The 13,034-nt window shown below is 71.1% G+C and carries 9 protein-coding genes; 5 read left to right on the top strand and 4 right to left on the bottom strand.

Annotated features, from left to right (window positions below; genetic code table 11):
* Positions 1-24: 24 nt before the first annotated feature.
* Both addA and trxA read left to right on the top strand, forming a co-directional pair.
* Positions 25-3,522, top strand: coding sequence for a double-strand break repair helicase AddA (addA, locus tag BM396_RS22750; protein WP_043382927.1), 3,498 nt, complete (start codon positions 25-27; stop codon positions 3,520-3,522).
* Between the two features lie 204 nt (positions 3,523-3,726).
* Positions 3,727-4,050: a thioredoxin gene (gene trxA, locus BM396_RS22755; RefSeq protein WP_010682902.1), complete on the top strand. Its 324-nt coding sequence runs from the start codon at positions 3,727-3,729 to the stop codon at positions 4,048-4,050.
* A gap of 120 nt (positions 4,051-4,170) precedes the next feature.
* Here trxA and BM396_RS22760 read toward each other — a convergent pair whose 3' ends face one another.
* From BM396_RS22760 to trpA, 4 genes are all read right to left on the bottom strand, one after another.
* A complete protein-coding gene (locus tag BM396_RS22760) occupies positions 4,171-5,070 on the bottom strand; it encodes an outer membrane protein (protein ID WP_043346698.1) in 900 nt (299 codons plus the stop codon).
* A gap of 233 nt (positions 5,071-5,303) precedes the next feature.
* Entirely contained in the window at positions 5,304-6,629 is a 1,326-nt protein-coding gene (locus BM396_RS22765) for a bifunctional folylpolyglutamate synthase/dihydrofolate synthase (RefSeq protein ID WP_043346700.1), read from the bottom strand.
* A 7-nt stretch (positions 6,630-6,636) separates the two neighbouring features.
* Entirely contained in the window at positions 6,637-7,533 is an 897-nt protein-coding gene (gene accD, locus BM396_RS22770) for an acetyl-CoA carboxylase, carboxyltransferase subunit beta (protein ID WP_043346702.1), read from the bottom strand.
* Positions 7,534-7,613: 80 nt separating this feature from the next.
* Positions 7,614-8,453, bottom strand: coding sequence for a tryptophan synthase subunit alpha (gene trpA, locus BM396_RS22775; protein WP_043382887.1), 840 nt, complete (start codon positions 8,451-8,453; stop codon positions 7,614-7,616).
* A 210-nt stretch (positions 8,454-8,663) separates the two neighbouring features.
* Here trpA and BM396_RS22780 point away from each other — a divergent pair, with 210 nt between their 5' ends.
* The 3 genes from BM396_RS22780 to BM396_RS22790 all read left to right on the top strand — a co-directional run bounded on the left by BM396_RS22780 (position 8,664) and on the right by BM396_RS22790 (position 12,997).
* Complete coding sequence (locus BM396_RS22780; protein ID WP_043346706.1) at positions 8,664-9,329, top strand: HAD-IA family hydrolase; 666 nt, start codon at positions 8,664-8,666, stop codon at positions 9,327-9,329.
* Positions 9,330-9,438: 109 nt separating this feature from the next.
* Positions 9,439-10,221, top strand: coding sequence for a fumarylacetoacetate hydrolase family protein (locus BM396_RS22785; protein WP_043346708.1), 783 nt, complete (start codon positions 9,439-9,441; stop codon positions 10,219-10,221).
* Positions 10,222-10,324: 103 nt separating this feature from the next.
* Positions 10,325-12,997, top strand: a complete 2,673-nt coding sequence (locus tag BM396_RS22790) for an MGH1-like glycoside hydrolase domain-containing protein (protein ID WP_043382885.1) — start codon at positions 10,325-10,327, stop codon at positions 12,995-12,997.
* Positions 12,998-13,034 lie beyond the last annotated feature (37 nt).

Below are 13,034 nucleotides of genomic sequence, written 5' to 3' on the forward strand. Positions count from 1 at the left end.
CGGCAGCCGAGCCGGATTGGACCGTTGAGCAGCTCCACTTCGCACGCCCCCGCCCCTTTCGTCGTCGATGACCTCACCCGCGCCAACCAGCGGCGGGCGGCCGATCCGCGCGCCTCCGCCTGGGTCTCGGCCAATGCCGGCGCCGGCAAGACCAAGGTCCTCACCGACCGGGTGGTGCGGCTGCTCCTCGACGGTGCCCCGCCCGGGCGGATCCTCTGCCTGACCTTCACCAAGGCCGCCGCGGCCAACATGGCGATCCGCGTCTTCCGGCTCCTCGGCCGCTGGGTGACGCTCGACGACGAGACCCTCGCCGCCGAACTCGCCGACCTCACCGGCGAGCGCGCCGGGCCCGAGCGCCTGCGGCTGGCGCGCCGCCTCTTCGCCCGGGCGGTGGAGACGCCGGGCGGCCTCAAGATCGAGACCCTGCACGCCCTGTGCGAGCGGCTGCTGCACATGTTCCCCTTCGAGGCGAACGTGCCGGCCCGCTTCGTGGTGCTCGACGAGACCAAGGCCCAGGAGCTGTTCGACATCGAGATGGCCAACGTGCTGGCCGATGCCGTGGCGAACGGCGACACGCCGCTCAGCGCCGCCCTGGCGCGGGTCACGCCCGAGGCGACAGGCGACACCCTGCGGTCCGCGATCCGTTCGGCCATGCAGGCCCGGAGCTTCATCGGCGACGCGGCAGGTCTTGAGAAGGCCTTCGGGCGGCTGCACGGGGCGCTGGGCTTGGCGCCGGAGGATTCCGCCGAACGGATCGAGGCCGGGATCCTGGACGGCGGCCCCGGGTGCCGTCCGGAGGATCGGGAAGCGCTGATCGCGGCACTCCGCACCGGCAAGGCCAACGACGAGAAGCTCGCCGACGCCCTGGCGGCCGCCGAGGCCGAACGGGCCGGCTCCGCGGATCTTCCCGACCGGTCCGAGGCCCTGGCCCTCTACCGCGCGGTCTTCTTCACCCAGAAGGACGAGCCCAAGGCCGACAGCAGCCTCGGGACCAAGAGCGTGCCGGCCGATGCCAAGGCGGCGTTGCTCGCCGAGCGGGATCGGCTGGAGCCGCTGTTCGACCGCCTGCGCGCCGCCCGGGCCCATGCCCGGACGCAGGCCTTGTTCCGGATCGCCGCCGAGATCCACCGCCGCGTGGAGGCCCAGAAGGCGCGCCTCGGCGCCCTCGATTTCGACGACCTGATCCACAAGGCGCTGGATCTGCTCGAACGGGTCGGGGCCGGCTGGGTCCTCTACAAGCTCGATCGCGGGATCGATCACGTCCTGGTCGACGAGGCGCAGGATACGAATCCGGAGCAATGGGCGATCCTGCGGGCGATCACGCAGGAATTCGCCGCCGGCGAGGGCGCTCGGACCGGCAGCCGCACGCGCTTCGCGGTGGGCGATCCCAAGCAGTCGATCTACGGCTTCCAGGGTGCCGAGCCGCGGGAATTCGCCCTGACCCGCGCGTCCTGGATCGCGGAATCGCGCTCGGCCGGGCTGACCTTCGAGGACGTGCCGCTTACCCTGTCGTTCCGCTCGACCGACCTCGTGCTGCGCGCCGTCGACGCGGTCTTCGCCATCGATGCGCACAATGACGGCCTGTCCTTCGAGGACACGGTGCGCACGACCGTGCATGCCAGCGCCCGACCCGGGGCGCCCGGCGCCGTGGAGCTGTGGCCGATCGCCGAGCCGGAGCCCGCCGCCGAGCCGGATGCCTGGACCGCTCCCGTCGACGCGCCGGAGACCAGCGCCCCGGCGATCGTCACAGCCCGCCGGGTTGCGCAGGCGGTGCGGACTTGGACCACGACGGGGGACGCCACCGGTCGGATCTGGCGCCCCGGGGACGTCCTGATCCTGGTCCGGAAGCGCGGGCCCGCCTTCGAGGAGGTGATCCGCGCCCTGAAGGGACTGGGCGTTCCGGTCGCCGGGCAGGACCGGCTGGAGGTCTCCGCCCATATCGCGGTCGCCGATCTGGTCGCCGCCGGGCGGGCGGGTCTCCTGCCGGCCGACGACTTGACCCTCGCCACCGCCCTCAAGACGCCGCTCGTCGGGCTGACCGACGACGACCTCGTGCGGATCGCCACCCGCCGCGACCTCGCAGAGACTCTGGAGGACGCCCTGCACCGCCATGCCGCCTCCGGCGACCCGGCCGCAAGGCGCGGGCTCGAGGCCCTGTCGGGGTGGATCGCGCTGGCCGGGCTCCACGGCCCGTTCGGCTTCTACGCGCGGCTCCTCGGGCCGCAGGGGGGCCGGGCGAAGCTTGTGGCCCGCCTCGGCGGCGAGGCGGGGGACGCTATCGACGTGTTCCTCGCAGCCGCCGCCCAGGCCGAGACCGGCGAGGACGCGCCGTCCCTCGGCGGCTTCCTCGCCCGCTACGTCGGCGCCGAGGCCGGTCACACCGTCAAACGCGACCTCGAATCGGGCCGCGACGAGGTCCGGGTGATGACGGTCCACGGCGCGAAGGGTCTGGAGGCGCCGGTCGTGGTGATCCTCGACGGCTGCGAGCCCCTGGGCCGCAACGATCCGCCCCTCCTGCCGCTCCCGGCGACGGAGATCGCCCTGCCGCCAGTCTGGTCGGGCGGGCGGACCCAGGATTGCGCCGCCACCGACGCCGCGCGGGCGGCCCTGCTCGCGAAGGCCCGGCAGGAGCACAACCGCCTGCTCTACGTCGCCATGACCCGCGCCGCCGACCGGCTCATCGTCGCGCCCTTCCGCGGCCACGAGCGCGAGAGCGAGGCGGCGTGGTGCCGGATGATCCATGCCGGCCTGCAAGCGGCGCTCGGGGCCGGCCGGACGCTGGACCTGTCCTACGGACCCGCGACGTTCTGGCAGGATGGCGCCCCGCAGATGCCGGCCCCGGCGGCGGCGGCCTCCGCGGCTGCGCGGTCTCCGGAGCCGGAGCCGGACTGGCTGCGCAGCCCGGTCCCGTCGGAACCGGAGGTCGAGGCCCTGAGCCCGTCCGGCGCACTCCAGGCGGCGGACGGCGCGCGCGTACCGCCGCCGCGCCTCGCGGACGCGCAGGCCCGGCGGCGCGGGATCCTGATCCACGCCCTGCTCCAGCACCTGCCCCGCGTGGAGCCCGCCCGCCGGGAAGCGGCCGGGCTCGCCTTCGTGCGGTCCCGGGCGCCCGGCCTCCCGCGGGCGGCCCCGCACGCGATCGTCCGGTCGGTCCTTAGAATCATCGATGACCCGGATCTCGCGCCTCTCTTCAGCCCGGATGCCCGCGCCGAGGTGGCCCTGTCGGGGCGTGTCCGGGCGGCCGGCGCGGAGCGCGCGGTTCAGGGACGCGTCGATCGCCTCGCGGTGACGGCGGACGTCGTCCGCATCGCGGATTTCAAGACCGGCCGCCCGCCCGAACCCGACGCCCCCCTCCCCGCGGCAGAGGCCGGCCAGATCGCCCTCTATGCGCGCCTTCTCGCGCAGATCTATCCGGGCCGGACGATCCAGCCGATCCTCGTCTGGACCTCGGGCCCGGTGATTCGCACCCTCGGCCCCGACGACGTTGCGGCGGCACTGGACCGGGTCGGTATCGAGGCGTGAATGGTCCGTTCCGGCCGTCCGGGCGAACACGGCGACCGGCATGCGGCACCGCACATGGGTGGCGCGCCCACCGCGACGGCCCCCGGGCCGGGTCGGTCGGACTTCTTGACCGCGCGCCGGGGCGTCGCCAATTCTGGCGGGACCGCACGGGCCCCTGCCCGTTCGACGCCGTCCGACGGACGGCGGCTTCCGAAAGGTAACGTTATGGCGACGGTGAAGGTAACCGACGCGAGCTTCGAGCAGGACGTTCTCAAGTCCGCCGAGCCCGTCGTGGTGGATTTCTGGGCGGAGTGGTGCGGCCCGTGCCGTCAGATCGGTCCGGCGCTCGAGGAGATCGCCACCGACCTGCAGGGCAAGGTGAAGATCGCCAAGGTCAATGTCGACGAGAATCCGCAGATCGCCGCCCAGTACGGCATCCGCTCGATCCCGACGCTGCTGCTGTTCAAGAACGGCGAGCGTGTGGACCAGAAGGTCGGCGCGGCCCCGAAGGGCGACCTGTCGCGCTGGATCGGCGCCCAGACCGCCTGAGCCACTCCCAAGACCTAGACGATAAAAAAGAAAGCCCGGCCGCGAGGCCGGGCTTTCTCGGTTTCGAGCCCAAGATTATTGGTGGATCCCGGGGTCGAGCCCGGGATCCGGTATCAGGTCTTAGTACGAGCCGAACTTGTAGTTCAGGCCGGCGCGGACGACGGCGAAGGCGTTCTCGTTCCGGCTGATGCCGGAGAGCGAGTACACCGGCACGAGGCCGACCGGGGAGATCGCAGCACCAACCAGCGGCGCCTGGGCGCGGCCGTTGTTGTTGTCGAGGTTCACGTACAGACCTTCGACCTTCAGCGTGACGGCCGAGGAGCGGAAGAAGTTCAGGAACGAGTCGGTGGGCAGGGCGTACTCGACACCGCCGCCGACGGTCCAGCCGGTCTTGAAGTCGTTCCGGCGGCCAGCGAAGTTCTGCAGGCCGACGCGAGCGCCGTCATCCGTGCCGGTGGCGTAGGCGAAACCGCCGGTGGCGTACACCAGGGTCCGGTCGAAGGCCCAACCGAGACGACCGCGGACGGTGCCGAAGAAGTCGATGGTGTTGAGCGTGCCGTTGACCGGGATGAAGCCCGGGTTGATCGCCACGGCGTTGGTGGCGAAGCGAGCGCGACGGCCGAAGTCGAGGTACTGGGCGTCAGCCTCGAAGCCGATCACGGCGCCGGAGCCCGGGGTCAGCTGCCAGTTGTAGCCGATCTGGCCACCGCCCGAGAAACCTTCGCGGCTGTCGTTGCTGTAGATCAGCGACGAGCCGTTCGGCAGCAGGGCCTGGTAGGGAACGAGACCGCCCGGGACGAGAGCGACCGGGTTGCCGGGCGTCTGCACGAAGCCGCGGGTCGAGTTGCTGCTGGCGTCGAACGCGTAGCCGGCGTTGATACCGAAGTAGGCACCGGTCCAGGTGAACACCGGAACGGGCGTGAACACCGGCGGCGGCGCAGCGCGGCGCGGAAGGTCGGCGGCCGAAGCGGCAGCGGTGAGTGCGGTGAAAGCCGCGAGAGACGTGAGAAGCTTCTTCATTACTGTGATCCCCAGCATAAGCCCGATCGCCGATGAAATTATGCGATCGAGCCCCGGGAGGATGTAGCTTAGCTGCCACAGCGGGAGGAAAGCGTGGCCGTGGACGGGTTTCCATCCGCGCGATTGCGGCGATTCGACGGATTTTCGAATGCAAAATCCGGACTTCACAGATGTCCGGCGTTCCCGCCACTTGATACGGCGGCCGCGCGCAGGTCGGCCGCACTGGAGACGACTCAGACCGGCGGCGTGTCGTTGGCGGCGAGAACCATGCCGGCCAAGTAGAGGGATCCGCAGATCAGGATTCGCGGGGGGCGCTCGAAGGCGATGTCCCGCACCAGGGCGAGGGCTGCCTCGATGCTCGGCGCCGCGTAGGTGGAGAGACCCACCTCCTCGCCGATCCGCGCGACCTCTTCGGCCGGGCGCGCGGCCATGGTCCCGGTGATCGGGACGGCCACGAGGGCGCGGGCCAGTCCGACGAAATTGCGCAGGAACCCGTCGGCGTCCTTCGTGCCGAGGAGGCCGACCACGAGGACGAGCGGCACGTCGCTCTTCTCGCCGAGATCCGCCATGGCGGCCGCGAGGATCCGGCCGCCGTCGATGTTGTGGCCGCCATCGAGCCACAGCTCGGTGCCGGGATCGAGCTGGGCGGCCAGACGGCCGCGGCCGAGACGCTGCAGACGCCCCGGCCAATCGACCTCGGTGAGGCCCCGCTCCAGGGCCGCCGTACCGATATCGCCGAATCCGGCGGCGCGCAGCGCGGTGATCGCCGTGCCGGCATTGACCAGCTGGTGGCGCCCGGCGAGGCGCGGCCGCGGCAGATCGAACAGGTCGGTCTCGTCCTGATAGACGAGGCGGCCGCGCTCCTCGTGCACGGAGAAGTCCTGGTTGCCGACGAACACCGGCCCGGCGCCGACGGCTTCCGCACGCCGGCAGAGGACGGCATCGGCCTCGGCGTAATCCTGGGCGGCGATCACCGCCGGGCAGCCGCGCTTGAAGATCCCGGCCTTCTCGGTCGCGACCGATTCGACCGTGTCGCCGAGATACTCGGCGTGGTCGCGGCCGATCGGCGTGACCACCGCGCAGGCCGGCCGGTCGATCACGTTGGTGGCGTCGAGCCGGCCGCCGAGGCCGACCTCCAGGAGCAGCACGTCGGCCGGGCTCTCGGAGAACAGCAGGAAGGCCGCGGCCGTGGTGATCTCGAACATCGTGATCGGCTCGCCGGCATTGGCCGTCTCGCAGCGGGCGAACGCGTCGGCGAGACGATCCTCGTCCACGAAGTGGCCGCCGCCGATCCCGCCGATGCGTATCCGTTCGTGGAAACGGACGAGGTGCGGCGAGGTGTAGACATGCGCAGCCAGCCCGCCGGCTTCCAGGATCGACCGCATGAACGCGATGGTCGAGCCCTTACCGTTGGTCCCGGCGACGTGGATCACCGGCGGCAGGCGACGCTCGGGATGGTTGAGCCGCGCGAGCAGCCGCTCGATCCGGCCCAGGGACAGGTCGATGGTGCGGGGGTGGAGCGCCAGGAAACGCGCCATCAGGGCATCGGACGAGGCCATCGCCGGGTCAGGCCGCCTCGGAGGGTGCCGCCGGCGCGGCGGCCTGGGGCGCTTGGGTCAGGAGGCTGCAGAGACGCGTGATCGTCTCCTTGAGCTGGTGCCGGTGGACCACCTGATCGACCATGCCGTGCTCGCGCAGGTACTCCGCCCGCTGGAAGCCGTCCGGCAGCTTCTCCCGGATGGTCTGCTCGATCACCCGGGGTCCCGCGAAGCAGATCAGGGCGCCCGGCTCGGCGAGGTGGACGTCGCCCAGCATGGCGTAGGAGGCGGTGACGCCGCCGGTGGTCGGGTTCGTCAGCACCACGATGTAGGGGAGCCGCGCCGCGTTGAGCCGGCGCACCGCCACCGTGGTCCGCGGCATCTGCATCAGGGACAGGATTCCCTCCTGCATCCGCGCACCGCCCGACGCCGCGAACAGCACGTAGGGCGTGCGCTTCTCCAGCGCCGTCTCGGCGCCGCGCACGAAGGCCTCGCCCGCCGCCATGCCGAGGGAGCCCGCCATGAAGCCGAATTCCTGCGCCGCGAGCGTCATCGGCAGGCCGCCGACCCGGCCGAACCCGATCTTGAACGCGTCCTGCAGGCCGGTCTTGGCCCGGGCCTCCTTGAGCCGGTCGACGTAGCGTTTCTCGTCGCGGAACTTCAGCGGGTCGGTGGCGACCTCCGGCAGCGCCACGTCGATCCAGGTGCCCTCGTCGAACATCATCTTCAGGCGCGCCTGGGCGCCCATCTTCAGGTGATGCTCGGAGCCGGGAATGACCCAGTGGTTGGCCTCCACCTCCTTGTGGAACACCATCTGCCCCGTATCCGGGCACTTGACCCAGAGGTTCTCGGGCGTCTCGCGCTTGAACAGGGTCTTGATCCGGGGGCGCACCACCTCCGAGATCCAGTTCATCGGTTCGACCATCGACTTGCGTCCGTCCGCTTCAAGCCCGCGCAGATATCAGGTGCGGCGCACGCCGCCGCCAGGGGTCCCCGATCCGGCCGTCAGGCGGCCCGTCCGACGCCCGCCGCCCGCACGCCCGCGGCGAGTTCCCGCACCAGCTCCGTCACCGCCGCAACGCTTCCGGCCTGAGGCCGGCCCTCGCCGTCGAGGGAGCGCACCAGGGCGTCCACGAGGGCGGAGCCGACCACGACGCCGTCCGCGCCCTTGGCGATCGCCGTCGCATGGGCGCCGGTCCTGACGCCGAAGCCGACGACCACGGGCAGCTCGGTGTGGCGGCGGATGCGGGCGACCGCCTCGGAGACCTTGCCGAAATCCGGTGTCGCCGTGCCGGTGATGCCGGTGATGGACACGTAGTAGACGAAGCCCGCCGTGTTCGCGAGGACCGCCGGCAGGCGCCGCTCGTCGGTGGTGGGCGTGGCGAGCCGGATGAAGGCGAGGCCCTTGCCGAGGGCCGGCAGGCACAGCTCGGAATCCTCCTCGGGCGGGAGATCGACGACGATGAGCCCGTCGACGCCGGCCGCCACCGCGTCGTAGAGGAAGCGGTCGACGCCGTAGGTGTGGATCGGGTTGTAGTAGCCCATCAGCACGATAGGCGTGGTGTCGTTGCCGGCGCGGAAGCGGCGCACGAGGTCGAGGGTGCCCGCGACCGTCTGGCCCGCCTTCAGGGCCCGCAGGCCGGCGGCCTGGATCGCAGGGCCGTCCGCCATCGGGTCGGTGAACGGCAGGCCGAATTCCAGGATGTCGGCGCCGGCGCCCGGGAGCGCCGACAGCACCTCCAGCGAGGTCTCGGGATCGGGATCGCCCGACATCACGTAGGTGACGAGAACGGACCGGTTCTCCGCGCGGGCGCGGGCAAAGGTGGCGTCGATGCGGCTCGGCATGGTCGGATGATATTCGCGGTTGCAGGGCCGCCGACGGCCCGGGGTTGCACCCGCGCTACACCAAAGGCATCGGCCCGTGAAGCGGGCCGGGCTCCCGCGACAGCGCGCCGCTCGCGCGCCGAGTCGGTCCCGGAGGCTCGCCAGCCCGCGTGAGGCGGCCATGCGCGCGGGTCGGTTGCCGGGGCGGCGGCGGCGGCCTAGCGGTCCCCCATGCCCGAGACATTTTTCCCGACCCGTCCCCTGGCCGCGCTCCTGTTCGACATGGACGGGACGATCATCAGCTCGATTGCGTCGGCGGAGCGGATCTGGTCGCGCTGGGCCGAGGCGCACGGCCTCGACGTGGCCGCCTTCCTGCCGACGATCCACGGGGTGCGCTCGGTGGAGACGATCCGGCGGCTGAACCTGCCCGGCGTCGATCCCGAAGCCGAGGCCGCCGCGATCACCGAGGCCGAGATGGAGGATGTCGGCGACATCATCGCGATCCCGGGCGCGCGGTCGTTCCTGGAGGCGCTGCCGCGCGAGCGCTGGGCGATCGTCACATCGGCGCCCAGGCGGCTCGCCGAACGCCGGCTCGCGGCGGCCGGCATGCCGGTCCCCGACCTCCTGGTCGCCGCCGAGGACGTGGCGCAGGGCAAGCCCGCGCCGGATTGCTTCCTGCTGGGGGCCGAACGCCTCGGTGCCGCGGCGTCGGAGTGCCTCGTCTTCGAGGACGCCCCGGCCGGCATCCGGGCGGCCGAAGCCGCGGGCGCAGGCATCGTGGTGGTCACCGCGACCCATCACGAGCCGGTGACGACCGGCCATCCCGCGATCGCGGACTACACCCGGCTACGCGTCGCGGCAGACCGGAGCGGGATCCGGGTGACACGGGCCGGCTGAGGATCCCCGACCAGGCCCGCATCCGCTGGCGGCCGGGGCAGCCCCGTCGTATCGCCGACCGAGTTGTGCGGTCCGCGGCAGCACGCAGCCGGGCAGAGGGACGAAGGTCATGGCCACGATCAACAGGCGTCACGTGCTCGGGGCGGTCGCCGTGGGCGGTGCCGGGACCCTCGGTCAGGCCGCTGCAGGGGAGGCGCAGCCGGGCACACTGTTCGCGCTGCCACAGGTCACCATTCCGATCCTGGGCGAGGCGCAGGTCTTCCCGGTCCGGCGGATCTACTGCATCGGCCGCAACTACGCGGCCCATGCCCGCGAGATGGGCTCCGACCCGTCCCGCGAGCCGCCGTTCTTCTTCCAGAAGCCCGCAGACGCCGTGCAGGTGGTCGCGAACGGCCTCGCCGACCATCCCTATCCGTCGCTGACGCAGAACTATCACCACGAGATCGAGCTGGTCGCCGTGCTGAAATCGGGCGGCCGGGACATCCCGGTCGGGCAGGCGCTCGATCACGTCTACGGCTACGCCACCGGCCTCGACATGACCCGCCGGGATCTCCAGCGCGGCATGGGCAACCAGAAGAAGCCCTGGGAGATCGGCAAGAGCTTCGACCACGCCGCGCCGATCACGCCGATCCTGCCCGTCGCACGGGTCGGGCATCCGGGGCGCGGGCGCATCCGGCTTTCCGTCAACGGCACGCTCCGGCAAGACGCGGACCTGTCGGACATGATCTGGTCGGTGGCCGAGCAGATCGCCGAACTGTCGAAAGCCTTCGAGCTCAAGGCCGGCGACATCGTCTACTCGGGCACGCCCGAGAATGTCGGGCCGGTGGTGCGGGGAGACATCCTCGCGGGCTCGATCGAGGGCCTGCCGGACCTGTCGATCCGCATCGTGTGACCCGATCCCGCGCGGATCGGGCCGCGGCGCGGGCCCGGACTTTCTCTGCCGGCGGCGCGGCACTATCGGTTGATGCGACCGCGGGGGCAGGAGCAGCGAGCCTATGACCAAGCCCAACGGCGTGCCGCGCAACCTCTTCGAGACCGCCGAGGGACGCCGTCTCGTGGAGGCCCGCTCCGACCCGGCCTGGCGCCGCTGGGGGCCGTATCTCAGCGACCGGCAATGGGGCACCGTGCGGGAGGATTATAGCCCGGGCGGCGACGCCTGGGACTACCTGCCCCACGACCACGCCCGATCCCGCGCCTACCGCTGGGGCGAGGACGGGATCGGCGGCTTCGGCGACCGGCATCTGAACTGGTGCCTGTCCCTCGCCCTGTGGAACGGGCGGGACCCGATCCTCAAGGAACGCCTGTTCGGCCTGACCAATCAGGAAGGCAACCACGGCGAGGACGTCAAGGAACTCTACTATTACCTCGACGGTATCCCGACCCACGCCTTCATGCGGATGCTGTACAAGTACCCGCAGGCGGCCTTTCCGTATGAGCGGCTGGTCGAGGAGAATGCGCGGCGCGGTCTCGACGACCCGGAATACGAGCTCCTCGACACCGGCCTGTTCGACGCCGGCCGCTATTTCGACGTCGCGATCGCCTACGCCAAGGCGTCTCCGGACGACATCCTGATGCGGGTCACCGCCACCAATCGCGGTCCGGACCCCGCCGACCTAACGCTTCTGCCTCAGCTCTGGGCCCGCAACACATGGTCCTGGAAGCAGGGCGTCCAGAAGCCGGAGCTGATGGCCGGTTCGGATGGCTCGGTCTGGGCGCGCCACCCCGAGATGCCGGGCCTGCGCTTCTTCGCCGAGGGCGCGGGCGAGTTGCTGTTCACCGAGAACGAGACGAACACGCATCGGCTGTTCGGCACCGGTTCGGCCGAGGGCTTCTACAAGGACGGGATCGACCGGTGCGTCGCGGGCGGAAACCGGGCCGCCGCCAACGCCCTGTCGGGCACCAAGTGCGCCGCCCGCTACGATCTCCATCTCGGCCCCGGGGAGACGCGGATCCTGCGCCTGCGCCTGCGCCCCGAGACCGCGCCGGGCGAGCCCTTCGCGGATTTCGACGCCGTCTTCGCCGACCGGGAGGCGGAGGCCGACGACTTCTACGGGGCGCTTCAGGCGCCGATCGCCGATCCCGAGATGCGGCTCGTGCAACGGCAGGCCCTCGCCGGCATGCTCTGGTCGAAGCAGCTCTACCACTACGACGTGCGCGAATGGCTCACCGGCGACCCGGCGCAGCCCGCACCGGCGCCGGAGCGGCGGCACGGCCGCAACAGCGACTGGGCCCATCTGCGGGCCAACGACATCATCTCGATGCCGGATGCCTGGGAGTATCCGTGGTTCGCCTCCTGGGATCTGGCCCTCCAGGCGATCGTGTTCGGGCTGATCGATCCCGATTTCGCGAAGAACCAGCTCCTGCTCCTGGTCGACGAGGCCTACACCCATCCGAACGCCGCGCTGCCGGCCTACGAATGGGGCTTCGGAGACGCCAATCCGCCGGTCCACGCGCTGGCCGCCTGGCGAGTCTTCGAGCTGGATCGGGCGCTGACCGGCACGCCGGACCACGCCTTCCTGAAGCGGATCTTCAACAAGCTCACCCTGAACTTCACGTGGTGGGTGAACCGCAAGGATTCCGACGACCGCAACCTGTTCCAGGGCGGCTTCCTCGGCCTCGACAACATCGGCATCTTCGACCGGTCGAAGCCGGTGGGCGACGGCGCCTCGCTGACCCAGTCCGACGCGACGGCCTGGATGGCGACCTACGCTCTCAACCTGATGCGGATCGCCATCGAGCTGGCCCTCGAGGACCCGACCTACGAGGACATGGCCGAGAAGTTCTTCGAGCACTTCCTGCTCATCGCGGCTGCCACCGGCGCCGGTGTCTGGGACGAGCCGGACGGCTTCTTCTACGACGTGATCGAGACCCGTGACGGACAGCGCCTCCCGATCCGGGCCCGGACCATGGTCGGTCTGATCCCGATTTTCGCGGTGGCGGTCATCAATGCCTGCGATCTGGAGCGGCTTCCATCGCTGCGCGACCGGATGCTGTTCTTCCTGAAGAACCGCCCGGACCTTGCGACCCTGGTCTCGCGCTGGAGCGAGCCCGGCGCGGGCCAGACCGCGCTGCTTTCGCTGCTGCGCGGGCACCGGCTGAAGGCATTGCTGCAGCGCGCCCTCGACCCGAACGAGTTCCTCTCGAAGCACGGGTTGCGGGCCGTCTCCCGCGTCTATGCGGACGCGCCGTTCTGCTTCGCCTGGAACGGCAGCGACCTCGGCCTCGCCTACGAGCCGGCGGAGTCGCGCTCGCGCCTGTTCGGCGGCAACTCGAACTGGCGGGGCCCGGTCTGGATGCCGGTCAATTACCTGCTGATCGCCGGGTTGAACCGCTTCCACGACTATTACGGCCCGGATTTCCGGGTCGAGGCACCGACCGGTTCCGGACGGACCTATTCGCTGCGCGAGATCGCCGCCCACCTGTCACGGCGTCTGATCGGACTCTCGACCCGCGGCCCGGACGGGCGACGGCCCGTCTATGGGGACAGCCGGATCGAACAGGAGGATCCGCATTTCCGCGATCTGGTCCTGTTCTACGAATATTACCACGGCGACACGGGTCGCGGGGTCGGCGCCGCGCACCAGACCGGATGGTCGGGGCTCGTGGCCCTGCTGATCCAGGAGGTGGCGACCGCGGGCGCCGAGGTCCCGGCCTTGGACTGGACGTGACGGTCGCCCCTCGTCGGCACCGGCGAGGGATCGCGCC

Source organism: Methylobacterium sp. UNCCL125, from assembly GCF_900116795.1.
Taxonomy (GTDB): domain Bacteria; phylum Pseudomonadota; class Alphaproteobacteria; order Rhizobiales; family Beijerinckiaceae; genus Methylobacterium; species Methylobacterium fujisawaense.